Below are 24,555 nucleotides of genomic sequence, written 5' to 3'. Positions count from 1 at the left end.
TCGCTAACGTGTACGAGTTTGTGGCCGGAATCCGGTCATCACAGACACAACTTGACAGGGCTGCCGGGACCGCAGCCCGCAACGCCCGATCGAGGCGCGACGTCAGGGTGGCCTTTTCCGGGCCGCCGGGCCGCGCCCCTGCGACGGTAGGTGTGAGGGAATGAACGCGAACGGCGATCCGCAGTCCGCAAGAGCCCGGGTACAGGTACCCGGGCCTTCCGCTGCTTCCACCCCCGATGTCGGGGCCAAGCCCGGGCCGGACGCATACCGGCGTCCATCCGGTGCCGCCTCGGTTCCAGGCACGCCGGGCCGGGCCTCGGTGGGCGGCGCTGCCGCCCGTGCCTCGGTCGGTTCCGCGTCCGTGGGCTCGGCTTCGGTCGGTTCCGCGTCCGTGGGCTCGGCTTCGGTCGGCTCCGCATCCGTGGGCTCGGCAGCGCCAGGCCGTGCGTCGGTGGGTTCCGCTCCCGTCGGCGGCCGCGCTTCGGTGGGTTCCGCGGCGGTCGGCGGCCGTGCCTCGGTCGGAGCGGCCTCGGTCGGCGGGCGGGCGTCGGTGTCCCCGGGCGGTCCCGGTGGCCCCGGTGGACCGGGTGGTCCCGGTGGCGGCTCGGGCGGATCCGGTGGGTCCGGCGGCGGCGGTGGCAAGAAGAAGGGCCGCAGCAAGGCGGACAAGAAGCACCGGCGCGCGAACATCCTGACCGCGGCCGCTGCCGTGCTGGTCATCATGCTCGGTGTCGGGATCGTCGGCGGCACCTACTTCTTCGACGACGTGAAGCTGCCGCCGCCGAAGCTGGAGAACCAGGTCAACGTGATCCTGGCGTCGGACCGCCAGGAACTGGAGAAGACCGGTTCGGCGCGGATCAGCGTCCCGTACGACCAGATCAACAAGGCGATGCAGGATGCCGTCATCGCCGCGGAGGACATGAACTTCCGCAAGCACAACGGCATCGACATGAAGGGCATCGCCCGCGCCGCGTGGAACAACTTCACCGGTGGGGAGCTGCAGGGCGCGTCGACGATCACCCAGCAGTACGCCCGGCACGTGGCTGAGGAGAAGGACATCAGCTACAGCCGTAAGCTCCGCGAGGCGGTGATCGCCCGCAAGCTGGAGTCGGAGTACAGCAAGGACCAGATCCTCGGCATGTACCTGAACTTCATCGACCTCGGCCGCGGGCGGTACGGCGTCGAGTCGGCGGCGCAGGGCTACTTCGGTGCGAACTACACGGTCGACAAGACCGTCAAAGGCAAGAAGCAGATTGACGCCTACCAGGCCGCGGTGCTCGCCTCGATCATCAAGCAGCCGTACAAGACGAAGACCCACCCGGGCTACGACCCGGCCAACAAAGAGGCCTTGCCCGGGGCCAAGGAGCGCTGGGAGTACACGCTCAAGAACATGCTCGACATGGGTGCCATCACCCAGGAGCAGTGGAACAACCGCAAGTACCCGGCGACGCTCGACCCCAAGAAGAGCAAGACCGTCAGCACCGACGGCAAGCCGGTCGGCATGATCATGCGGCACGTCACGTACGAGCTCAACCAGCTCGGCATCACCGAGGAGAAGCTCGCCAAGGGCGGGTTCACGATCACCACCACGATCAACCCGAAGGTGCAGGAGGCCGCGCAGAAGGCCGGCTCGCGGTTGAGCAAGACGTCGCCGATGAACGGGCGGCCGGCCACCTATCAGGCTGCGGTGATCGGTATCGATCCCAAGACCGGTGGGGTTCTCGGATACTACGGTGGTGACGATCCGACCGGCACCGACTACGGCGGCTATATGGCCGGTGACGGCAGCGGTGTGAAGGACGGTGGTCAGTCGCCGGGTTCGACCTTCAAGATCTACACTCTGGCGGCGGCGCTGAAGGCGGACTACTCCTTCGACACCATCTGGGACGGCACGCTGGAGAAGCCGAACGGCGGCGGAAAGATCAACAACGCCGGCGCGGAGACCAGCAAGCTTTGTGAGGGCAAGGTCACCCACTGTGACCTGCGGTTCGCGACGATCAAGTCGTACAACTTCCCGTTCTACTGGATCGCCGAGCAGCTCGGTCAGGACAAGGTCATCGAGGCCGCGCGCGCCGCGGGCGTCGAGACCATGTGGAACGACGACGGCAAGAAGTTCGACCTGAACAACACCAAGCCCGCCGAGTGGAAGAGGAACTTCGCCAACGAGGTCGCCTTCGGTCAGTACCGGGTGCTGCCCCTGGAGCACGCGCAGGGCGTGGCAACCATCGTCAACCAGGGCGTTCGCAATGACGCGCACTTCGTCAAGCAGGTCGAGCAGCGCGACCCCAAGACCGGCGAGAACAAGGTGATCTGGTCGGAGAAGAAGGTCGGCAAGCGCGTCTTCGACGAACAGCAGATGGCCTACCTCTCCGACGTGCTCCAGGAGATCCCGAAGACTGTCGACAACCGGATCGAGGGTCGCCAGGCGGTCGGCAAGAGTGGCACCTGGGAGATGCCGAACGGCGACGACAACGGTGACACCTGGTTCGTCGGCGGTATCCGGCAACTCGCCGCGACCGTCTGGGTCGGCGGCGCCAGCAACCGGGTGCCGCTGAAGGAGAAGAACACCAAGGACATGTACGGGTCCGGCACTCCGGCGGCGATCTGGGAAAAATTCATCGAGACCGCTTCCGAGGCGATGAATTGGGAAGCGGAAGAGTTCCCGGAGGGCGTCAAGACGGGCCAGGACGACAAGGGCAACGGTGTGAAGCCGGTCGAGCAGCCGCAGCCTCCGACGACCGATCCGAACGCCGCGCTGTGCGCGACCTTCCCGGACCTTCCGCAGTGCACCGGCCAGAACAACGAGAACAACCAAGGCCCGGGCAACCAGAACCCCGGTAACCAGAACACCGGCAACAACAACAACGGCGGCGGCAACAACAACGGCGGCCGTTAGCGACCCGGTTCGATGACGGCGCCCACCTCGACGAGGTGGGCGCCGTTTCGTATCGGGGCCTGTGGTTCCGATGAAGATCGGTGTGCCGGACGTGGCCCGGCACCTCGGGCGGTCACCGATGCGGCATGATGCCAAGACATGAGCGCCCAACCGCCCGCCGACCGGCCCGACGTCTCGAGAGCCACCTCGGACGGTTTCGTGCGAGGACTCTCGGAAGCCATCGGCGGACCGCTCGGGGCACACGCTGTCCCGCCGGACTCGCGGCCCGGCCGGTTCTGGACCGCGCCGCGGATCGTGATGGCCCTCGCCTGCCTGGTCCTCGCCCTCTCCTGGGTGCAGAAGTCACCCTGCATGGACGGCAACTGGCAGAACAACGTCCAGTACACCCGGTACTGCTACACCGACGTGCTGGCGCTCTACTACGCCGAAGGCATCAATGAGGGCAAGGTGCCCTACAAGGACCACCCCGTCGAGTACCCGGTGGTGACCGGATACTTCATGGGCGCCCTGGGGCTGCCGGTGCACGCGTACGGGGAGAACAACCCGGACATCAACCAGGGCAGCTGGTTCTACAACGCGAACGCCCTGGTGCTCTCGCTCTTCGCCGTCCTCACCGTCGCGATCGTGCTCGCCCTGCGACGCCGGCGGCCCTGGGACGCGGCAATCCTCGCGCTCTCCCCGATCGTGCTGGTCACCGCCACGATCAACTGGGACTTCCTGGCGATCGGGCTGTTCGCCATCGGACTGCTGCTCTGGGCGCGCCGGCATCCCGTGGTGGCGGGAGTGTTCTTCGGCCTGGGGGCGGCGGCCAAACTGTGGCCGCTGTTCATCCTCGGGCCGATCCTGATCCTCGCCCTGCGTACCGGCCGGCTCCGGCACTTCTTCAGCGCGTTCCTGGCCACCGGGATCACCTGGCTCCTGGCCAACCTGCCCGTCATGATCCTGTGGCACGAGAGCTGGCTGCGGTTCTTCCGGCTCAACTCGGAGCGCCCGGTCGACTGGGGCACGTTCTGGTACATCGGGCGTTACCTCGACGGCAAGTGGAACACCGGCGCGGCGGGCGATCAGGGGCCGTTCCAGTGGCTCAGCGACAACGTGCCCACGCTCAACTACCTGTCGTACGCGCTCTTCGGCCTCTCCTGCCTGGCGATCATGCTGCTCGGCCTGCTGGCGCCGCGCCGGCCCCGGCTCAGCCAGCTCGCCTTCCTGGTCGTCGCCGCCTTCCTGATCTTCAGCAAGGTCTGGTCCCAGCAGTACGTGCTCTGGCTGCTCCCCCTGATCGCGCTGGCCCGGCCGAAGTGGGGCGCGGTCCTGGCGTGGACCGTCGCGGAGATCGGGTACCTCGCGGCCTTCTACGCCGAGCTGATGGGCGCGGGCGGCAAGTCGGTCATTCCCGAGGGCACCTTCGTGCTCGCCTCCAGCCTGCGCCTGATCACCGTGGCCGTGCTCTGCGGACTGGTGGTGCGGGAGATCTGGCGGCCGGAACTCGACGACGTCCGCGTGACCTACGGCGGGCTCGACCCGGATGCCGGGCCGCTCGACGGGCCGGAGCATCCGTGGATCACCGGGCTTCGCCGGTTCTTCGGCATGGGGCCGTCCCAGGAGGCGCCGCCACCGCCGGTGATCCCCAAGGACGAACCCAGCCCCGTCCCGAGCTGATCTCTCCCGATCCGGGTGGCCACCACGGCCACCCGGATCTTTCAGTTCAGGTAGAACACGACGGCGTCGGGAAGGTCCTCACGCCGGATGTTGATGCTGTCCACCGGCAGGTCGCCCGACGTCTCCCAGGGCGTGCCTGCCACATGGTCGCGCAGCAGCAGCACCTTGGTGACACCGATCGAGATGAGGTAGTCGGCGCTCGCCGCGTCCGGGAAGTTCGCCACCCGGGCGCGAAGATCCGCCTGCCGCTGGGCGGCGACGTTGCCACCGCCGTTCGCGATGTACTGGAACCTCGACGTGGACCACAGTTGCACGGTCTGGTCGGTGAACTCGGCGGTCGGCAGGACGAGCATCGGGCCCGGCACGGTACGCAGCGCCGCCGGCTGGGTGGTGACGATCGGGTGCGCGGTGGAGTTCCAGCCCTCCAGGGTGACCAGGATCAGCGGTGTCAGGGTGGCCAGGCGCAGCCAGGGGCCGGGCCACGGCGGGATCCGCTGGGCCGCGAGATGCTCGGCGCGGCGGACGAAGTCGTCGACCGCACCCGCGGCCAGGATCACCAGGAACAACGTCACCCACAGCATCAGACGGCCGGGGATGCGCTGGTCGAACGAGGCCGGGAAATGCCCGAAGAGCGGCAGGTACGTCCAGCGGCCGCCGAAGAAGTTCGTCCCGAGCGTGAGGATCACCGCGGCGGCCAGGCCGGCCAGCAGGAGCAGGCGGTGCCGGAGCCTCCAGATCGACAGGAACAGGCCGGCCAGGGCCAGCGCGTACAGGACGAAACCGGGGAGCAGCGACATCTCGGCGGCCCAGCCCAGGGAGGCGCGGGGGGTGGCGTGCGGAACGCCCCAGATGCGGGACTCGGCCGGTCCGATCAACAGGCTGCGCAGCGGCGGGGAGAAGAAACGGATCTCTTCGGTACGGGATCCGGGGCCCCCGGCCCGAATGTAGGGAACCGCGATCAACAGCCCGACCGCCGCGAAGATCTGCGCGCCGATGATGTTGGTGACGGTCACCCACCAGGCGATACCGGGCTTCTTCTTCGGAATCGGCTTGGCCGGCCGGGTCGGCAGCGTCCACCGGCGCCGGACGGGCGGCTTGCGGCTCTCCAGCACATCGATCGCCGGGCCCACCTTGGTGTCCGCCAGCGCCTTCCCCGCCGCGTCGTTCTTGTCCACCGGGCCGACCTTGCCCTTATCGACCTTGCCCGCTTGCTCAGCCTTGGCCGACCGTTCCACCTCGGAAAGCCGCGGAACCCCGCCCCGAACGCTTGCCTCAGCCGGCTTGGCGACCGGTCCCGGTGTGCCCGCTTCCTTCGCCTTGGCGGCCTCGGCGGGACTGCCTACTTCGGCCGGTCCGGTTGCCTGTCCCAGCTTGGCCGCCTCGTCCGGCCTGCTCGGCCGGCCGGGTTTGGGGCGTTGGTACATGGACAGGTCGATGGCCGATTTGTCGGGTGGCTCGACGGCCGGTCCGGCTGGCGCATCGACGGCTGGTTTCGAAGCGGACCCGGCTCCTGGTTCGCCGGGTTTTCCGGCGGCCGGCTTGAGCGCGGGCTTCTTCCGGGACTTCAGGCCGTGACGCACGACCCGGTACAGCGCGGTGACGAGGAGGAAGATCAGGAGCAGGCCGAGCACGTACGCGAAAGGGATCCCCAGGGAGTAGCCCAGCGAAAGCTGCCAGACCGCGACCAGCCAGCCTGCCGCGACCCAGCCGGTGTTGCGCCGGTCGGGGCGGTAGCCGTAGCGGAGCGAGTAGCCGTGCCCGCGTGCGAGCATCGCCAGCGCCAGCGGGATGCCGCCCGCCGAGATGATGTCGAGATGCCCCTCCTGGGCGAGCCGCCACGGCGCGTAGGCGAAGGCGACGGCCGCCACCGCCGCTCCGGTGCGGCGAGCGCCGAGCTGGCGGACCAGCGCGTACGCACCGAGCACCAGCAGGACGTGGGCCAGGACGAACAGGATGTTGTACCGCAGGATCGCGGCGGTGGGACCGTTGCCGATCATCCCGGCGACGGCGTAACCGAGCAGGTTGTCGCCGAACGCGAAGGTGAACTTCTCCGGGAAGTACGCGTTCGACTGCCACAGCCGGGCCGGATCGCTGATCAGGATGTGGCCGGACCAGGCGACCTGCCACGCCTGCCGGGCCGGATCGCCGAGGTCCTGCGGCAGGCTGTGCATCGGGTAACGCAGAGTCGGCCAGGTCATCACGACGGTGAGCAGGCAGGCGGCATAGATCGCCAGCGCGTACTCATGGATGAGCGACCAGCCCACCGCCCGCACTGCGCGCCGGAGGAGTCCGGGACGCTGCTCCGGTATCGCGGCGAAGGCGGTCCACGGGTCCGGCGGAGCACCGGGCGGACGCTCGGTGGGCAGCGCCTTCCGCGGCCGGGGCGCCACATCGGACTTCGCCGCATCCGCCGTGCCGGCCGGCTCGTCCTTGTCCGGCGTCTTCTCGGCAGTTCCCACACGGGCCGCCTCGGGCTTCGACCCGCTCGCGACAGGTTCAGCCTCGGCCGTCGCCGATAAGGCCGTTTCGCCCGGTTTCGGCGCTGGTGCGGGGCCGCCGGATGTCGCTCCGGCTCGCGCCGAAGCCGCAGGCGCGGTCGGTTGCGGCTGCTCGGTCATGACCCTCCCCGGAGGCGGTGCGTCAGTTGCCCGCCCGCTCCCGCAGTAGGGCGATGTCGGCGGTCTGCCCTTCAACCCCACCGGGGGTCTCCACAATGGCCGGAGCACCGGAGGCCCGGATCGCGGCGACCACCAACTCGGGGTCGATCTTCCCATTCCCCAGGTTGTCGTGCCGGTCCTGGCCCGAGTCGAATCCACCCTTCGAATCGTTGGCGTGGATCAGGTCGATCCGCCCGGTGATCGCCTTGACCCGGTCGACGATGCCGACCAGATCCTCGCCGCCCGCGAACGCATGGCAGGTGTCCAGGCAGAACCCGGCCCCGAACTCACCGACCGCCTCCCACAGGCGGGCCAGGTCGTCGAACCGGCGGGCGCAGGCGTTGTCGCCGCCGGCCGTGTTCTCGATCAGCACCGGAAGGGGCAGGCCGCCGTCGTTCTCCGCGTACTCGAAGGCCTTTTTCCAGTTGGCGAAACCATCGGCGAGATCGGCGCCCTTGCCGACGTGGCCGCCGTGCACGATCAGGCCCTTGGCGCCCAGCTCGGCGGCGGCGCGGGCGTGCGCCATCAGCAGCTTGCGGCTGGGGATGCGGATGCGGTTGTTGGGGGACGCCACGTTCACGATGTAGGGCGCGTGCACGTAGATATCCAGCCCGGAGGCGCGGATCCGCTCGGCGTCCTCGCGCGGTTTGGGCGAATTGTATTTCTGTGGGTCGGTCAGGAAGAACTGCACCGCCTCGGCGCCGCGGGCGGCGGCCTCGGCCAGCGGGTCGGCAGGATCGACGTGGGCTCCGATGCGCATGGGGACGAGCCTACGACGCCGGTATGACTATTTCCCCCGCGTCACCGGCCTCCGCCGCTCGTCGTTACCCCCGGCGAGGCTCATTCACGACGGTGGACCCGTCCACGTCGACAGTGGGCGGACGAGGGCTTGACGGGCGCCGGTCCGGGAACCGGCGGTGACTTGGGGGATGGTGCATGTCGCGGCAGTTCCGATACCGGATGGCGGCGCTGGGTCTGAGCGGTTTGATCTTCGGCCTTCCGCTGCTCACGAACGGGACGGCGAGCGCCGAACAGGTCGAGGCGAACGACCGGCAGGTGAGTTTCGGCGGGTCGGGCGTGCTCGGCCTGTCCTGCGGCTCCAAGCCGAGCATCGAGTCGATGACGGTGCCGGCCAGCAGTGTCGTCCGGGTGGTCAACCAGACCGGGCACGACGCGCAACTGCGGCTCGCCGGCGCGCCGCGGGGGACGATTCCGGCGGACGGCGCGGCCGAGGTGGTGTTCCGGCGCGGGACCACGGCGGTGATGCTGGCGCCGGACTGTGCCCACGGTGCTGAGGGCGCCCTTCCGGTGCTGGTCACGGCAGAGCCGTCGGCCTCTTCCGGGCAGCCGGACTCGACACCCGTCCCGCTGGGGAATGGGGCTTCCGCTCTGATGTCGAAACCCGCGGGCCAGGGTGCGCCGGCGCGTGTCTCCGCCGGTTCGGCCCTGCCGGACTCGATCGCGCCGGCGGAGCGCCCCGCCCGTACCTCATCGAAGGATTCCCGGCGCGGAGCGCGCCGCCCGGCCGAGTCGCGGCCGGCCACCGCCGCGCGGACCGCGACCACCGCGGCGCAGGCGTTGCCGCACGGCATCCGTCTCAAGAGCAAGAGCTTGCGGGGTACGGCGGGAATCGGCGCACCCGCGTTCGCCGGCATGCCTCCGGGCGACCGGAAGACGATTCTGCCCGGCTCGCCGGCCGGGTCGGCCGTCCCGCCCCGGACCCGCGCCACGACCCCGGCCGCCGACCTGCCCGCCTCCTCGGCGCCGGATCTCCCGATGGTGGACGTCCCGGTGTCGGACACGGTCGATTCCGGGCCGACCGCGCTGGGGGCCGCGGAGCCGGTCGCCGCGGTCGGGCGGATCGAGGAGGGGCACCCGCTGGGGCTGCTCGGGCTCACCGCGGTGGTCTGCGTGCTGGGCGTGGCGACCGCCGCGATTCGGGCAATCGTGTCACAACGTGCATCTCGCGCAAATATGACGTAAGGTAGCTCCTGAAAGCTCCGCGGGGCGGACGCGTCCAACCTCATCGGTGTGGTCGTTCCTCCCCAGGTCCCACCCAACGAATCGGGCCGGACGCCCCGCGGCTTCAAGGAAACGACGACCCCGTCCACGGACGGGGTCGTCGTTTTTGGGCCCAGCGCCCGACCTGGGTATGCTGGCTCGGTTCGCAGTGTGTTCGCCGTGGGCTACCCGCCCGCGGTTTTTCTTCTGCGTTCGACACAAGACCTCCTGCCACGGAGAGACCGTGGCCGCATAGCCCACAGGAGGTGAGAACGTCTTGCGTCATTACGAACTCATGGTGATCCTCGACCCTTCGCTCGAGGAGCGCACCGTTGCTCCGTCGCTCGACCAGTACCTGAATGTGATCAGGACCGCGGGTGGCTCGGTGGAGAAGCTCGACGTCTGGGGCCGTCGCCGGCTCTCGTTCGAGATCAACAAGAAGGCTGAAGGCATCTACGCGGTCGTTGACCTGCAGGCGACGCCCGAGGCCGTGGCCGAGCTGGACCGTCAGCTCCGGCTCAACGAGTCCATCCTCCGCACCAAGGTCATCCGTCCCGAGACCCGCTGAGCCGTTTTTTGTCAGAGGGTCCTGAGACCCTTTGCGTCAAACGAGCTTGAGCGGCGAGGAGAAGTTTCATGGCTGGAGAAACCGTAATCACGATCGTTGGCAACCTCGTCAACGATCCTGAGATCAGGTTCACCCAATCGGGTGCCGCTGTCGCCACGTTCCGCGTCGCTTCGACGCCGCGGAGCTTCGACCGGCAGACGAACGAGTGGAAGGACGGCGAGCCACTCTTCCTCACCTGCAACATCTGGCGTGAGGCCGCCGAGAACGTCAACGAGTCGCTGCAGCGTGGCGCTCGGGTGATCGTGCAGGGCCGGCTTCGGCAGAGGTCTTACGAGACCAAAGAGGGAGAGAAGCGCACCGTCTACGAGCTCGAGGTCGACGAGATCGGCCCGTCGCTGCGCTACGCCACGGCGAAGGTGCAGCGGGCGACCCGTTCTGGCGGTGGTGGTGGCGGCTTCGGCAATTCCGGGGGCGGCTTCGGCTCCGGTGGCGGCGGCAACCGGCAGCAGTTCGGGGGCGGCGGCAACAGCAACAACAGCGGCGGTGGCGGTGGTCGGAGCAACAACGACTTCGACGACCCCTGGTCCAGCGCTGCTCCGGCCTCCAGCAACCGGAACTTCTCCGATGACGAGCCTCCCTTCTGAGCCTCCGGGCTCGCAGTGATCACTAACAGGAGTTTGAGCAATGGCTAAGGCTGCTGCGCTTCGCAAGCCGAAGAAGAAGGTGAACCCGCTCGACAAGGACGGGATCACCTACATCGACTACAAGGACACCGCTCTCCTGCGGAAGTTCATCTCCGACCGCGGCAAGATCCGTGCCCGCCGCGTCACCGGTGTGACCTCCCAGCAGCAGCGGCAGATCGCCCGCGCGGTCAAGAACGCCCGTGAGATGGCGCTCCTGCCGTACACGGCCACGGCTCGCTGAGAGGGGGACCCGAGATGAAGATCATCCTTACGCAGGAGGTTTCCGGCCTCGGCACCCCCGGCGACATCGTCGAGGTGAAGAACGGTTACGGCCGTAACTACCTGCTCCCGCAGGGGTTCGCGATCCAGTGGACCAAGGGTGCGGAGAAGCAGGTCGTGGTCATCAAGCGGGCCCGCGAGGCTCGTGAGATCCGTGACCTGGGCCAGGCCAACGAGGTCAAGGGCCAGCTGTCCGGCCTCAAGGTCACGCTGAAGGCGCGCTCCGGCAACGGTGGCCGCCTGTTCGGCTCGATCACCCCGGCTGAGATCGTCGACGCGGTCAAGGCCGCCGGTGGTCCGGCTCTCGACCGTCGTCGTCTCGAGCTCCCCGGTCACATCAAGACCACGGGCTCGTACAACGTCCAGGTCAAGCTGCACCCCGAGGTGACCGCCACGTTCCCGGTGAACGTGGTCGCCGCCAAGTAACACCAGCACTGAACGACGACGGCGCGTCGGGCTTCGGCCCGGCGCGCCGTTTCGTTGCCCGCCGGCCGGCGGCTGCCGGCTGGCCGGTGGTTTACCGGCTCAGCTCAGGCTGTTGCCGGTGATGGCTGAGCTGAGGACCGTGGCCAGGCCGCCGCCGACCACCGCCGCGGCCAGACCCACGCTCGCCGACTTCCATGCCGTCGTCGCGGAGCGCAACACGAACGCGACCAGCATGCTCAGCGCGAGCGAGATCGCGAACTCGGGCGCCGCGTCGGCCAGCGTGTCCAGGGCGTGCGTGCGCTGGCCGCTGTTGAGCACGAACATGCCGGCGACGAAGAGGACGACCGGTACGCCGTACCAGACGACGGTGTAACCGACCGCCGCCAGCGGGCTGCTGGTCTGCTCCTCCTCCTCGTCGTCACCCGGATCGAGCAGATCACTGGGTCCGGCGGCGGCGAAAAGGTCATTGGACACCGGCCGCCGCTCGTAGGAGCCGGTGCCCTGGAAAGCGCCCGTGGACCGGCGCGGCGGCCACGAGGTGTCCTCTGCCGCGTCGGATGCCGGGGCGGCCGTCTTCGTGGAGATGACCGAGGTGGCGCTCAGGGCCAGATTCGACGACCCGTCGACCGCTGCTGATCCGCTTGGCCGAAAGGGAGGAAAGTCCGACGTGTCGTAACGGCGGGACTCACCCTCGGCGAGATCACTCTGGCGGGACAGCTCACGGCGCCAGTCGGTCTCACCGTCCTGCCCGGCACCACCTCGATAGTCGGCCCCGCGCCGGCCGGCGCGTTCGGCAGCGAGCCAGTCCGCCAGGGGCGGCCGGTCGCCGAATCCACCGCCGGCGGGCGGCGGCGGGTCGTCCTGGTCACCGTAGCCACGGCGGCCGGACTGGTCACCGAGCGGGTCGGGCCAGCGCGCGGACAGGTCATCGGATCCGCCGTAAGCGGGTTTCTGCTGGCCGGACCAGACCGGCCCGGACGTCGGCGCGGAACCACCGGCCGGCAACGCGCGGGCGGACAGGTCCGGCCCGCGTGATCCGCCGGGGGCCGGCTGCGGAGGGATCCGGCCGCCGTAAGCGGGCCGCTGCGGGCCCTGCTGCTGGCGTTCCTGCTCCAGCCATCCGGGGCCGCTGACCGGCCGCTGAGAGCCCTGCTGACGGCGTTCCTGATCAAGCCAGGACGGTTCGGTGCCGGGGCGTTGCGAGCCCTGTTGGCGTTCCTGATCGATCCAGGACGGCTCGCTGCCGGGCCGCGGTGAGCCTTGCGCCCACGACGGCTCGCTGCCGCCGGGGCGCTGCTGCTGCCCACGCCAGGACGGCTCCGCGGAGGGCGCGCCGTACGCGGGGCGCTGTTGCTCCTGCCATGTCGGCCCGCTGGTGGGGGCGACGCCGTTGTCGTACGCCGAAGGACCCGCCGGCAAGGCTCGCGCCGAGCCACCGTAGGCGGGCCGCTGCTGCGCCGACGGACCGGCCGGAAGTTCCCGCGCCGGGCCACCGTACGGCGGGCGCTGCTGCTGCGCCGACGGACCGGCCGGAAGCTCCCGTGCGGCGCTGCCGAAACCGCTGCGCGGCTGCTGAGGCGGCCGCTGCTGCCCATAACCTGCCGGATCCTGCCAGGTCGGTCCGTCGCCGGGCATGTCGTCGCGGTAACCGGGCCGGCGCATGTCCGGAGCGTCCGGATCCTGCCATTGCGGCGGACGCGGACGGACCGGCTGCTGGGACGACGGGTCCTGCCACTGCGGGGGACGCGGGCCGGGACGGTCGGTGCCGGCCGGGTACTCCTCGGGCTCGATCTCGAGGCGGCGGTACTGCCGACCGGGTCGGGACTCCGGAGGGAGCTGCCAGCTCTGCGTGTTCGACAGGCCATCCGGGCTTTCGGCGCCCGGCGTGGGGTCGGCGGATCGCCGACGGCGGCCACCGGCCGCGTACGGGTCCTCGTCGGCTCGCCGCCGCCGGCCCTGTCGCTCGTCAGCCGAACCGGGCAGCGCGCTGCGGGGCTGAATGCCCGATGACATGCCCCCGGAAGAAGCACTGCCGGGTTGAACGCCTGGTGGTATCCCTCCGGCCGGGGCGCTGCGGGGCTGGATGCCTGGAGGCATCGCGCCGGCTGGGGCACTGCGAGGCTGGACGCCGGGAGGCATTCCGCCGGCCGGGGCGCTGCGAGGCTGGACGCTCGGGGACGGCATGCCGCTCGCGGGCCAGCCGGAGCCGCCGTCGCCAGCCGGGACAGAGCTGCTCGGCAGCGGCCCACCGGGCACGCCGCCGATCGGGTCGTCCGGCCGTAGGCGCCAGCCGGTGTTCTCCTCGGAACCGCTCGTGGGCGCCTTGCCGGCTTCACGGCGAGCTGCTTCCGCGCGCCAGGCCAGCACGCGGGGATCGTCCTCCGCGCGGCTCCACTGGCCGGTGTCCGGGTCCCGGGTCCAGTTGCTGGTGTCCTGCTCCGCGTCCCACGAGGCGGTGTCCTCACGCCAGTTGGTGGGATTGGCGTTGTAGCGAGGACGGCGGCCGCTGCCCTGGTCGGGAGCCTGCCGGGCGGGGAAGGGACCGGACTGGTCCGGGCGCGCCGCATCCGGGCGTCCGGCCGCCGGACGGGCCTGCTCGGGACGGGAGAGATCCGGGCGGGCCTGCTCCGGGCGGGAAAGGTCCGCTCGAGGTCCGGGGCCGGTCTCCTCGGCGTACCGTCGTCGGTCACGGCGTGACGGGGCCTCAGAACGGGCCGCCCAGGTGGGCGTTTCCGGCCGGGGATCCGGTTCGCCGAAAGCGGGGATGCTGCCCGTGTCGGTGTGCCCGGCCCAGTCGTCGGAATCCGAGCCGCTGGACCAGCCGCTGCCACCCGACGGGGCGGAGCCGCTCTCCGCCGCACGCCGCCGACCGGCCCGGGTGGGGCGTTCGGTGTAGCCCGCGTCGCGACGCCAGGCCGCGCGGTCATCCTCCCGGACCAGGTGGCGGGCGTCCTCGGCGGGTGACCGCTGCCAGCCTGGGGCGTCGGTGCGCTCCCAGCGGGTCAGTCCGCCGGTGTTCTCCCCGGGCGTGGGCCGATCGGACCAGCCCGGGTCGGATGACGCCGCCCGGTCGGTCCACGTCCCGCCGCCACCGGCGGACTTGCCGGACCAGTTCCCACCGGCCGCGGACCTGTCCGACCAGGTGTCGTTTCCGACGGCTTTGTCCGGCCGTGTCGAGCCAGCGGGCTTTTCGGACCACGTCGAGCCGGCAGGTTTCTCGGACCACGTCGAGCCGGTCGATTTGTCCGACCAGGTGTCATTGCCGGCGGGTTTCTCCGACCATGTCGATCCGGCGGGCTTGTCGGACCGCGCCGGGTCGGTGGTTTTGTCCGACCACGTCGAGCCGGTGGCTTTGTCGGACCATGTCGAACCGGCCGCGGACGACCACGACCCGGCGTCCTCCGCGCGGCGACGCGACCGGGACGGTAGCTCCGGCGGCTGTGCCGGGGACTGCTGCCAGGCCGGGGTCTGCTGCGGTTGCTGCCAGGACGGCGTCGCGGCGGACGGCTGCTGCCACGAGGGCGTCTGCCCGGCGGCGGACTGCTGCCAGGACGGGGTCTGCGCCGACGGCTGCTGCCAGGAAGGCGTGGACGGCTCCGGGCGGGCAAGGGCGGACGAAGCGGGCGGTTCCTGCCAAGAGGGGGTACGGGAGGGGGATGGCTGCTGCCATGACGCGCCACCCGATCGGGTCTGCTCGACCGGCGTGGTCGCGGACGGGCCGTCGGTGCGCAGCCGCCACGACGAGGAGGTGTCCGGATCGTCCCGGCGCCAGGACGGCGTCTCCGCCCCGGGCTGCCGCCACGAAGGCTCCGGCTGCCGCCACGAGGGCTCCGGCTGCTGCCGCGAGGGATCCGGCTCCTGCCGCGAGGGATCCGGCTGTTGCCGCGAGGGCTCCGACTGCTGCCAGGAGGGCTCGGACCGCTCCCACGAGGCCGCCGGCTGCGACGTCGCAGCGGACTGCCGCCACGAGGGTGTGGACGACTCGTCGCCGGATTCGGGAGTCGGCCACGCCGTACCGCTGATCGCGGGCCTGTCGCCCTTCGCCGGGTTGTCCTCGTCGCCCTGCCAGGCCTCGGTGGTGGAACGCCACACGTGCGAGCCGGTCGCCGAGCGCCACTCGGTGGTCTGCCGCCAGCGTGCCCCGGTGGCCCGCCACTCGGCGGTCTCGGTGCGCCAGCCGACGCCGTCGGCGGGGAAGGTGGGGCGGCCGGTGGAGGTGACCTCGGTGGACCAGCGGTTGGCGGGCTCGATGGCCTGGCCACCGCCGGAGTACGGCTCGACCTCGGACTGCTGGGCCCAGTCGTCGGCCCGGCGCTGCCAGGCGAGTGCCTCGTCGCTCGGGGCCATGCTGCCGGTGTCGGTCAGGGCGGACCAGCGCGGTTCCGGATCCTCGACCTCCGGTTCGCGGGTGGGCCAAGACCCCGCAGCGCGCCTACTGCGCGACATGCGGGTGCCGTAGTCCCACTCCCGTTGGTCCACCTGGAAAGGGTGACGTGCCCGAGACAGAACCGCAACGCCTCAGTGCGACGGCTTGCTCACCCGAGACGGTATTTCCGCAGATCGGCGAACCTTTCTGCTCTCCACAGGTCAGAACCACAAAACCCCTGCTCGGGTTAGTTGTCCCCAGAAGTTTTCCACAGGGTGTGCACAGGGCTACCCACAGGAACGGGCCGGGATGTCCACAGGTTGTCCAGAGACTCGTCCACCGAGGCAGTTGGGCTGCTGGCTGCGGGATTCGTACAGTGGTCCAGCCTCACGTGCGGACTTTGATCGGAAGGAACCACTGAATCCCTGCCGGGATCAGTCGAAGGAGTTGTACCGGGGCGGTTCGATCGTGAGAGCGGCCATGGCCGAGTGGAGGGGAGTCCAGGTGTCGATCACCGACGACGCGAGGCCCGAGTCGCGGCCACCGTCCCCATCCGGTGGCGGCGGTGGCTCCTTCAACGGGGGCGGCGGCAAGGGCAAGGGCCCACAGGACGGCGGTGGTGGCGGCGGCGGGTTCGACAAGGCCCCACCGCAGGACGTGGCAGCCGAGCAGGGTGTCCTCGGCGGCATGCTGCTCTCCAAGGACGCGATCGCCGACGTCGTGGAGATTCTCAAGGTCCACGACTTCTATCGGCCGATCCACGCGACGGTCTACGACGTCATCCTCGAGCTGTACGGTCGCGGGGAGCCCGCCGATGCCCTGACCGTGGCCGCAGCGCTCGCCGATTCCGGTGACCTGCAGCGCGTCGGCGGTGTGCCGTACCTGCACACGCTGATCGAAAGCGTCCCCACCGCGGCGAATGCCGCCTATTACGCCCGGATCGTCTCCGAACGAGCCATTCTGCGCCGCCTGGTCGAGGCCGGCACCAAGATCGTGCAGCTGGGCTACGGCACCGGCGGCAACGGCGGCCGGGACGTCGACGACATCGTCGACCTGGCGCAACAGGCCATCTACGACGTCACCGAGAAACGGGTCAGCGAGGATTTCGCGGCCCTGGGCGACATGCTGCAGCCCACCCTCGACGAGATCGAGGCGGTCGGCGCGTCCGGCGGCGTGATGACCGGTATTCCGACCGGCTTCCAGGACCTGGACCGGCTGCTCAACGGTCTGCACGCCGGCCAGTTGATCATCGTGGCCGGCCGTCCCGGTCTCGGTAAGTCGACAGCGAGCATGGACTTCGCCCGTAATGCCGCCATTCAGTACGGTCACGCCAGTGCCATCTTCTCGCTCGAAATGAGCAAGATCGAAATGGTGATGCGGCTGCTCTCCGCCGAGGCCCGGGTCCCGCTGCACACGTTGCGCTCCGGCCAGCTGTCCGACGACGACTGGACCAAACTGGCGCGGCGGATGGGCGAGATCAGTCAGGCGCCGATCTTCGTCGACGACACCCCCAACATGAACCTGATGGAGATCCGGGCCAAGGCGCGCCGCCTCAAGCAGCGGCACAATCTCCGCCTGCTCGTCATCGACTATCTCCAGCTGATGTCTTCGCCGAAGAAGACGGAGAGCCGTCAGCAGGAGGTCTCCGAGCTGTCCCGTGGCCTCAAGCTGCTGGCCAAGGAGATCGAGTGCCCGGTGATCGGCGTCAGCCAGCTGAACCGTGGTCCCGAGCAGCGCACCGACAAGCGGCCCCAGCTGTCCGACCTGCGTGAGTCCGGCTCGATCGAGCAGGACGCCGACGTGGTGATCCTGCTGCACCGCGACGACTACTACGACAAGGAGTCGCCACGCGCGGGCGAGGCCGACTTCATCGTGGCGAAGCACCGTAACGGTCCGACGGACACCATCACGGTCGCGGCGCAGTTGCACCTGTCGCGCTTCGTCGACATGGCGATCTGAGTTCCGCGAGCTGCCGGGGAGGCGCGGCGGACACAAGGGCGGCGCCGCGAGCTGCCGGGGAGGCGCGGCGGGCAAGAGTGGTGCCGCGAGCTGCCGGGGAGACGCTGTCAGGGCATAGGGCCGGTGCCGCGGGCTGGGAAGCGGCGCCGGGTCGCGGGGTCTTCGAGCGGCCGCGGCCCGGCACGTGCGTGGTTCGATGGTGGGGGACGACAGGGGAAGAACGCCGGGAGGTGTCAGGCGTCTTCGTCGGGCCGGTGGTTCGACACCAGGTGCTCGATCTGTCGGGATTTGCCGGCTGAGGCGTTCTGGACGGTTTCCACGATCACCCGGGCCAGGGTTTCGGTGTTCCATTCCCGGCAGGCCTGCTGGTCCAGCCGGAGGTCGACGAGGCGGCCGTCCGCGTCCACAGTGGCTTCGACAGCGCCGTCCTCGGACTCGGCACTGACCTGCATGGTTGCGATGCTCCGCTGAAGTTCGTCCACACCGGAACGAAGCTCCTCGTATCGCCCGTAAACGTCTTGCAGGTCGGTACGCAGAGATTGTTCGGCCGCACGATCGGCAGTTTCAGTCACGGTTCTTCCTCCGTTCGCCGCGACAGGGGGGTGACGTGACAATACCCAAGATCAGCGACGTTGCGTATTCCGGCAACTTCGTAACGCACACGAAAAGAGAGGCTTATCGAAATAGTTCGCTCTTTAGTGACGATATGACTCCGGTTTGTGATTACCGAGAGTGATCGACGCCACGTCGCAAAACTGATCGATCATTCAAAAATCGACGTGTTCGCACAGGTGGAAACAGCCACTGTGGATCGTCGACAAAAGCGCAAGCAATACGCTGAGTACGGGACAGCCGTCGTGGTTGCCGGCCGAATTAGTCGGTGGGAATCTCAGCCGTCATCCGAAAACCTTCCTGGAGCGGGCCCCCGGTCCGGTCCAGAACGGCCAGCACCGTCGCGACGAGCAGCTCCCGGTCCCCGTCGATCACCGCCGCGCACTGCCCCGCAGCGAGTTGAGCGGGCAGTTCCGGCCACACTTCCGCCAGCCGGCGCGGCAGCCACTTCCCGCGCGCCGACCATCGGTTGCCGGCCAGCAGCAGCAGGTCCGACGCGGCGAGGATCAGGGTGGCGGCCAGGTAGGCGAGTTCCACCGGATCCGAGCATCCACGCAGATCGTCGAGCAGGTCGGTGACGAGATAGCGCTGGTGGTCGATGTCGGCGGTGGACGGCGCGGGCGGCCCGGCGGCGAGCAGGGCGGCGGCCTCGGACTGATAGGTCCCGGCGGCTCCGCCGACGTCGATCAGCGGAACACCTTCGGCGACCATGCGAAGCAGCGGGGTACGCCGCCGGGCAGTGTCCTGCCGCCAGAAGTGCCGCAGCGAGGCCGGCGTCTGGACGAACCACTCGACGAGCCAGCCGGAATGACGGGAGGTCTCCCGGAACGGAGCAGGCGGCCCGTCCAGGACGACGACCACGTCCAGATCGGACCATGGTGTCCGCCGCGGGGTGATGGAGCTACCGCCGAGGAAGGCGGCGTGGGCGGCCGGGAAGCGTTCACCGGCGAGACGTGCGGCGACCTCGACAGGGCTGCCGGGCGTGGGAGCGGGCCACGCGGCCGGACGGCCGCGCGGCTCGACGCGTGGGGGAACCCGTCGACTCAGTCGAACAGGTCGTGCAGGAAGCTCTTACGCCGGTAGTGGCCGTGGTGCCCGTAGGCCGGGCGCCGGTAGTGGCCGTGGTGCCCGTAAGCGGGAGCGGGAGCCGGCGGGTAGGCGTGCGGGGCCGGAGCGCCGTACGGCGGCGGCGGGGGCGGCGGCGGGGCGTAGCCCGGCTGCGGGTGCTGCTGGTGCGGGGCGTGGACGGGCGGCGGCACCTGACCGCCGGCCGGGGGCCGGTTGAAGTTGGCCTCGGCAGCGAATAGCTTCTCCAGTTCGCCACGGTCCAGGAAGATTCCGCGGCATTCGGTGCACTGGTCGATCGTGACGCCACTGCGCTCGTAGACCCGCATCTCGCCGTGGCACTTGGGACAGGTCATATGCATTTCAATGACGGTACAAGGCTGTGTCTCGCCGTGGGGCGGAAGAACCTGTGTCCTTGCTGAGTGCGGGGGCCCAGAGCAGCAGCGCCGCCGGGTAGAGCAGGTACCCGAATCGTGTCGTCGGCATCAACAGGATCGCCGTGAGGAGCCCGTATCCGCAGAACAGGGCGACCGACCGGGCGGTCCGCGGCGGCCGCCGCAGGAGCAGCACCCCGATCACCGCGGCCGCCGCCACGAGCAGGCCGGATGCGAGATAACGGCCGCCCGGCCCGAGTTGCGAGATCAGGTATCCGGGGAAGGGCGACTGGGCCGGGCTGGTCACCAGGCCGTGCCCGAGAGTGAAGCGGAACACGTTCTCGATCAGGGCGTCGGCGTTCACCAGCAGCGGCGGCAGCAGGGCCACCAGCGGCAGGCCGAGCGCGCCGGGGATCAACCGCCGCCACGTGCCGGACACGATCGAGTGGACGATGAGCACGGCGACCACTGGAAGGGCGAAGAGCTTGCAGGCGGCGGCCGCGCCGACGGCGACTCCGGCCCAGCCGGGACGGCCGGTCGCGACCAGGGCCAGCGCGAGCAGGCACAGGGCCAGGACGGGGATGTCGTCACCGCCGGTGGCCAGGGTCAGCGCGGTCACCGGGAGGACGGTGGCGGCTTGGATGGCCCGTACCACAGCAGGGGTGGGCGAATCCCGTACCAGAAAAATCGCCGCACCGATGGCAGCCACCGTGACCACCGCGAACCAGACCCTCGCATCGGTCCACCAGTGATCGCCCGCAAGGGCGCGGGGCAGGCCGAAGAGGGACATTCCCGGCTGGTACGGCCGATAGCCGAGCAGCCGCTCGTCCAGCGGGATCGCCGCGATCTCCGCACGGCTCAGGTAGGGCGTGCCGGTGTGCAGCAGCGACTCGCCCATGTGCTCGACGACCAGCACCTCCTCCTGGGCCCGGTCGGTCCGTCCGGCGGCCCGCTGCACCGCCTGGACGACCAGCGGCAGCAGGGCCACCGCGCCCCACGCCGCCCAGGCCAGCACGTCGCGGCGGCGGACCAGATAGACCAGCAGGGCGGCGGCGAGGTAGCCGGCGGCGGCGATCGCACCCCAGGCCCGGTGCGGCAGCAGCGTCGAGGTGAGGGCGGTGACCAGGGCGAAGACAGCGGACAGCGAGTAGAGCAGCAGGTCGACCGCGCGGTCCGGCAGCTTGATCACGCAGGCAAGTCTGGCAGACGGCGGCTCGGCAGGCGGACCACCGAACCCTGCTCGTGCAGGGTCGCGGCGAGCATCCCCGGGCGCCCGCCGGAGCCGCGTTGCAGGACGCCGAGGAAGCGGGCGGCCGAGTACGGCCGGGCGAACAGGTGACCCTGCCCGGCCAGGCAGCCCAGCGCCCACAGCGCACGCCGCTGCGGCTCGCTCTCCACCCCCTCGGCCACCACCGTGAGGTGCAGGTTGCGGGCCAGGTCGACGGTTGTCCGGACGACCGCGGCGGCCTCGGCGGACGTCTCCACCCCGGCCACGAACTCGGAAGCGATCTTGAGTTGGTGTACGGGGATCCGGGACAGCACTGACAGCGACGACACACCGGTGCCGAAGTCGTCGATCGCCAGCCGCACCCCGGCGTCGCGAAGGTCAGCGAGGGTGCGTTCGACCACGTCGAGCTGACTGACGGTGAGGGTCTCGGTGAGTTCGAGGACCAGCCGGTCGGGAGGCACCTCGTGCCGGGCCAGGCGGGACAGCACCGCGCCGGGAAACTTCGGGTCGAGCAGGCTGCGCGGCGACACGTTGACCGCGACCGGCAGATCGAACCCGGCCTCCCGCCACGTCTGCCGGGCGATCAGCGACTGCTCCAGCACGGCGTCGGCGAACGCCGGCAGCTGACCGGACCGCTCCACCGTCTCGAGGAACTGCACCGGGTTGAGATTGCCCTGCTCCGGGTGGTGCCAGCGGGCCAGCGCCTCGGCCGCGACCACCTCGCCGGTGCCGAGATCGACGATCGGCTGGAAGTCGACGGTGAACTCGTGCTCGGCGACCGCCCGGCGCAGCTCACCGGTCAGCATCAGCCGCTCCAGGTCGGCGGTGTCCCGGGCGTGCGCGTAGACGACGGTCGGTTCACCGGCGCGTTTCGCCTGGTACATGGCGATGTCGGCGCGGCGCATCAGCTCCTCGACGCTGCCCGTGCCGGCGGCCAGGGCGATACCGCCGGCCGCTTCCACGGTGAGTTGCATGCCTTCGACGTCGATCCCGGCGTCCAGGGCGGCGAGCATGCCGGTGGCCCGGTGCCCGGCGAGCGCGGGGGTGGGCAGGCCGGTGAGCAGCACCGCGAACTCGTCACCACCGAGCCGGGCGACCAGGTCACCGGGGGCGGCGGCGTCCCGCAGCCGGTTCGCCACCTGGCGCAGCACCTCGTCACCGGCGGCGTGCCCGAGCGTGTCGTTGACCTCCTTGAAGTGGTTCAGGTCGATCAGCAGCAGCGCGAACAGCCCGGCGTGGGTGGTGGCGCGGAACAGCTGGTCGGCCTGCTCGTACAGGCGGCGCCGGTTGGCCAGGCCGGTCAGCGGGTCGTGCGCGGCGGCGTGGGCGTTCTCGGCGGCGATGCGGGCGAGTTCGGCGTACGCCTGGGCGTTCCGGATCGCCGTACAGAGCGCGGACGCGAAGGTCCGCAGTTTGTACTGCTCGACCTCGGTGAGCCGGACCGTCCCGCCGAACCGCAGGCGCAGCACCCCGACCCGGACGCTGCCGTCCTGCGCCACCAGGTCGACGGTGGTCTCGTCGGCGGGCCGTGCACCGGCGACCGCGGGCCGGATCGGGCCGTCCGCGAGGACCTGCGACTCGGTGGCGCGAACCGTGCGGGCGGCCAGGTCGATCTCGGCCTCGGCCGCGGAGAAGATCTGCGCGGCCCGGGTGGCCGCCGAGTGCAGGACCCGGGTCAGGTCGACGGCGTTGAGCTCGTCGGTCGCCTTGGCCAGGCGCTGCCAGGACTCACGCTCCTCGCGGGTCCGGACGCTGCGGGATTGCCACAGGTGCATACACAGCACAACGAGCGGGACGATGAGCAGGAGCAGGGGTTCCGCGCCGGCTGCCACCACCGCGACCACCAGCAGCACGGCGGCCAGCTCACCCAGGTAGCAGATGACCTTGCTGGGCCAGTTGCGCAGCGCCACCTGCCACACACCGGCGCCGGTGGCGACCGACAGCACCGGCGCGAAGACGATGTGGTCGACGACCACGAAGGTGATCAGCGCGACGATGATCGTCACGGGTGATCCGGGTTCGCCCACGGCGAGGAAGACGGCGGCCGCCGCGCCTGCCGACAGCGCCTCCTTGGCCACGCCGAAGACCGATTTCTGCAGGCCGAGCGGCTTCATGCAGCGCAGCAGGGCCATCGCGACGATGGCGCAGAAGACCACCCAGGGCGCCGGGACCAGGGTCAACCCGATCAGGACCGGGATCTCGCCCCAGGTCGTGCTGTCAGTGTTGGCCTTGACTCGGACCAGCACTTTCACCCGATTGGCGACGATCAGGGCGCCGCACAGGCCGACGAGGACGAGCGGGTGCGGCGGGGGACCGGGGAGGCTCAGCGCGTACGCCGCGAAACCGGCCGTGACACAGGACGCGAGAACGACGACGAGACCGACGAGCAGCCGCAGCTGCTGATCGGTCACGTTTTCGTCGCCGGGACTCCGGGTCATGCGGTCCTTGTCGTTGCCGAGCGCGACGGTCTCGTCGCTCAAGGCTCAAGGTAATTGATGCACGTCTGTCCGCGCATCCGAAGTTTTTCAGCCCCACTCCTGGTTGCGGCGCATGACATTCCCTCCCTTTTGTCCTAGTCGTCCTGACGAGACAAAGGTAGGTTCCGTGGGGTGTCGGATTCCAGTGGATCCTGTCGCTATGCGCAGAATGCGACAATAGCGTGACGCTTCATCACTGACAGTTCCGGAATGGGGACTCAATGCGATGAGAATCGCGCTGAACCGACTCGTGGAATTCTATTTCCCGATCCTCCGGAAGCATGTCTGAGCTGTGTGGACGAACTGTGACGACGAGGCAAACTAAGCTCCCCGGTATGTCCCAGGGAACCCAGCTCACTCACGTCGACGAGAGCGGCGCCGCGCGCATGGTCGACGTTTCGGCGAAGGCGGTGAGCGACCGCCGCGCGATCGCCGCCGGCCGCGTCCAGACCACGGAAGAGGTCATCGACCTGCTGCGCCGCGACGGCCTGCCGAAAGGCGACGCCCTGGCGGTCGCCCGGCTCGCCGGCATCATGGGCGCGAAGAAGACACCCGATCTGATCCCCCTCTGTCACCCGATCGGGCTGCACGGGGTCACGGTCGAACTGGAGACCACCGGCAGCACGGTGGAGATCGTCGCGACCACGAAGACCGCCGACCGCACCGGCGTCGAGATGGAGGCTCTCACCGCCGTCGCCACGGCCGGCCTCGCGATGATCGACATGATCAAGGCAGTTGACCCCGCGGCCAGCCTGGAAGCCATCCGGGTGCTGCGCAAGGAAGGCGGCAAGACCGGAGATTGGGTACGCCCGGAGGACCGGCCGTGACCATCCGGGCCCGCGTGATCGTCGCCTCCAACCGGGCCGCCGCCGGGGTCTACGCCGACACCAGCGGCCCCCGCCTCGTCGCCGGGCTCCGCGAACTCGGCTGCCAGGTCGACGAACCGGTCGTCGTCGTCCCCGACGGCGACCCGGTGGCCGAAGCCCTGCGCGCCGCCGTCGCCGACCGTGTCGACGTCGTGCTGACCAGCGGCGGCACCGGCGTCACCCCGACCGACCGCACCCCCGAGGCCACTCGTGGGCTGCTCGATTTCGAGATCCCCGGCATCGCCGAGGCGATCCGCGCCCACAGCCGCGACCGGGTGCCGGCCGCCGCCCTCTCCCGCGGCCTGGCCGGGGTCGCCGGGCAGACCCTGATCGTCAACCTGCCCGGCTCGACCGGCGGCGCCAAGGACGGCCTGGCGGTGCTCGGGCCCCTGCTGGCCCACACGGTGGACCAGATCCGGGGCGGCGACCATTGAGCTGT

18 protein-coding genes are annotated in these 24,555 nt (G+C 70.0%); 10 read left to right on the top strand and 8 right to left on the bottom strand.

Features of this window, described 5'->3' with window-relative positions; all coding sequences use genetic code 11:
• Positions 1–451 precede the first annotated feature (451 nt).
• Together ACZ3II_RS05635 and ACZ3II_RS05630 are read left to right on the top strand one after the other, a co-directional pair.
• Complete coding sequence (locus ACZ3II_RS05635) at positions 452–2,896, top strand: transglycosylase domain-containing protein (protein WP_465516396.1); 2,445 nt, start codon at positions 452–454, stop codon at positions 2,894–2,896.
• Positions 2,897–3,034: 138 nt separating this feature from the next.
• A complete protein-coding gene (locus ACZ3II_RS05630) occupies positions 3,035–4,555 on the top strand; it encodes a glycosyltransferase family 87 protein (protein WP_465516395.1) in 1,521 nt (506 codons plus the stop codon).
• Positions 4,556–4,596: 41 nt separating this feature from the next.
• Here ACZ3II_RS05630 and ACZ3II_RS05625 read toward each other — a convergent pair whose 3' ends face one another.
• Together ACZ3II_RS05625 and ACZ3II_RS05620 are read right to left on the bottom strand one after the other, a co-directional pair.
• The gene (locus ACZ3II_RS05625; RefSeq protein WP_465516394.1) at positions 4,597–7,173 is read right to left on the bottom strand and encodes a hypothetical protein; all 2,577 of its coding nucleotides are present in this window, start codon (positions 7,171–7,173) and stop codon (positions 4,597–4,599) included.
• Positions 7,174–7,195: 22 nt separating this feature from the next.
• The gene (locus tag ACZ3II_RS05620; protein WP_465516393.1) at positions 7,196–7,972 is read right to left on the bottom strand and encodes a deoxyribonuclease IV; all 777 of its coding nucleotides are present in this window, start codon (positions 7,970–7,972) and stop codon (positions 7,196–7,198) included.
• 176 nt (positions 7,973–8,148) lie between these two features.
• Here ACZ3II_RS05620 and ACZ3II_RS05615 point away from each other — a divergent pair, with 176 nt between their 5' ends.
• The 5 genes from ACZ3II_RS05615 (at position 8,149) to rplI (ending at position 11,169) form a co-directional block, all read left to right on the top strand.
• Positions 8,149–9,195, top strand: a complete 1,047-nt coding sequence (locus ACZ3II_RS05615) for a hypothetical protein (protein ID WP_465516392.1) — start codon at positions 8,149–8,151, stop codon at positions 9,193–9,195.
• A 295-nt stretch (positions 9,196–9,490) separates the two neighbouring features.
• A complete protein-coding gene (gene rpsF / locus ACZ3II_RS05610; RefSeq protein ID WP_014448192.1) occupies positions 9,491–9,781 on the top strand; it encodes a 30S ribosomal protein S6 in 291 nt (96 codons plus the stop codon).
• A gap of 68 nt (positions 9,782–9,849) precedes the next feature.
• Positions 9,850–10,425 carry a single-stranded DNA-binding protein gene (locus tag ACZ3II_RS05605; protein ID WP_465516391.1) on the top strand — a complete coding sequence of 192 codons (576 nt, stop codon included), beginning with the start codon at positions 9,850–9,852 and terminating at the stop codon, positions 10,423–10,425.
• Between the two features lie 40 nt (positions 10,426–10,465).
• Positions 10,466–10,705, top strand: a complete 240-nt coding sequence (rpsR, locus tag ACZ3II_RS05600; RefSeq protein ID WP_007073789.1) for a 30S ribosomal protein S18 — start codon at positions 10,466–10,468, stop codon at positions 10,703–10,705.
• A 14-nt stretch (positions 10,706–10,719) separates the two neighbouring features.
• Complete coding sequence (gene rplI, locus ACZ3II_RS05595; RefSeq protein ID WP_430784795.1) at positions 10,720–11,169, top strand: 50S ribosomal protein L9; 450 nt, start codon at positions 10,720–10,722, stop codon at positions 11,167–11,169.
• A gap of 99 nt (positions 11,170–11,268) precedes the next feature.
• On the opposite strand, the gene ACZ3II_RS05590 is transcribed toward rplI, so the two are convergent.
• Positions 11,269–15,648 (bottom strand): hypothetical protein, encoded by a 4,380-nt coding sequence (locus tag ACZ3II_RS05590; RefSeq protein WP_465516390.1) that lies wholly within the window; start codon positions 15,646–15,648, stop codon positions 11,269–11,271.
• Between the two features lie 391 nt (positions 15,649–16,039).
• Here ACZ3II_RS05590 and dnaB point away from each other — a divergent pair, with 391 nt between their 5' ends.
• Entirely contained in the window at positions 16,040–17,494 is a 1,455-nt protein-coding gene (dnaB, locus tag ACZ3II_RS05585; RefSeq protein ID WP_465516389.1) for a replicative DNA helicase, read from the top strand.
• A 233-nt stretch (positions 17,495–17,727) separates the two neighbouring features.
• Here dnaB and ACZ3II_RS05580 read toward each other — a convergent pair whose 3' ends face one another.
• From ACZ3II_RS05580 to ACZ3II_RS05560, 5 genes are all read right to left on the bottom strand, one after another.
• Positions 17,728–18,066 (bottom strand): YbaB/EbfC family nucleoid-associated protein, encoded by a 339-nt coding sequence (locus tag ACZ3II_RS05580; protein WP_465516388.1) that lies wholly within the window; start codon positions 18,064–18,066, stop codon positions 17,728–17,730.
• A gap of 301 nt (positions 18,067–18,367) precedes the next feature.
• Positions 18,368–18,967 carry a hypothetical protein gene (locus tag ACZ3II_RS05575; protein WP_465516387.1) on the bottom strand — a complete coding sequence of 200 codons (600 nt, stop codon included), beginning with the start codon at positions 18,965–18,967 and terminating at the stop codon, positions 18,368–18,370.
• Positions 18,968–19,149: 182 nt separating this feature from the next.
• Positions 19,150–19,533, bottom strand: coding sequence for a TFIIB-type zinc ribbon-containing protein (locus ACZ3II_RS05570; protein ID WP_465516386.1), 384 nt, complete (start codon positions 19,531–19,533; stop codon positions 19,150–19,152).
• A gap of 1 nt (position 19,534) precedes the next feature.
• Positions 19,535–20,734, bottom strand: a complete 1,200-nt coding sequence (locus ACZ3II_RS05565) for a glycosyltransferase 87 family protein (RefSeq protein WP_465516385.1) — start codon at positions 20,732–20,734, stop codon at positions 19,535–19,537.
• Positions 20,731–23,211: a putative bifunctional diguanylate cyclase/phosphodiesterase gene (locus ACZ3II_RS05560; RefSeq protein ID WP_465516622.1), complete on the bottom strand. Its 2,481-nt coding sequence runs from the start codon at positions 23,209–23,211 to the stop codon at positions 20,731–20,733. The genes ACZ3II_RS05565 and ACZ3II_RS05560 overlap by 4 nt, the downstream gene beginning before the upstream one ends.
• A 374-nt stretch (positions 23,212–23,585) precedes the next feature.
• Here ACZ3II_RS05560 and moaC point away from each other — a divergent pair, with 374 nt between their 5' ends.
• Positions 23,586–24,077, top strand: coding sequence for a cyclic pyranopterin monophosphate synthase MoaC (gene moaC, locus ACZ3II_RS05555; protein WP_465516384.1), 492 nt, complete (start codon positions 23,586–23,588; stop codon positions 24,075–24,077).
• Complete coding sequence (locus tag ACZ3II_RS05550) at positions 24,050–24,550, top strand: MogA/MoaB family molybdenum cofactor biosynthesis protein (RefSeq protein ID WP_465516383.1); 501 nt, start codon at positions 24,050–24,052, stop codon at positions 24,548–24,550. The genes moaC and ACZ3II_RS05550 overlap by 28 nt, the downstream gene beginning before the upstream one ends.
• The last annotated feature ends 5 nt before the right edge of the window (positions 24,551–24,555 follow it).

This window comes from Actinoplanes sp. NPDC019969, assembly GCF_055562375.1.
The sequence above is the reverse complement of the archived record's forward strand: the minus strand, read 5'-3'. Positions and strand labels throughout refer to the sequence as shown.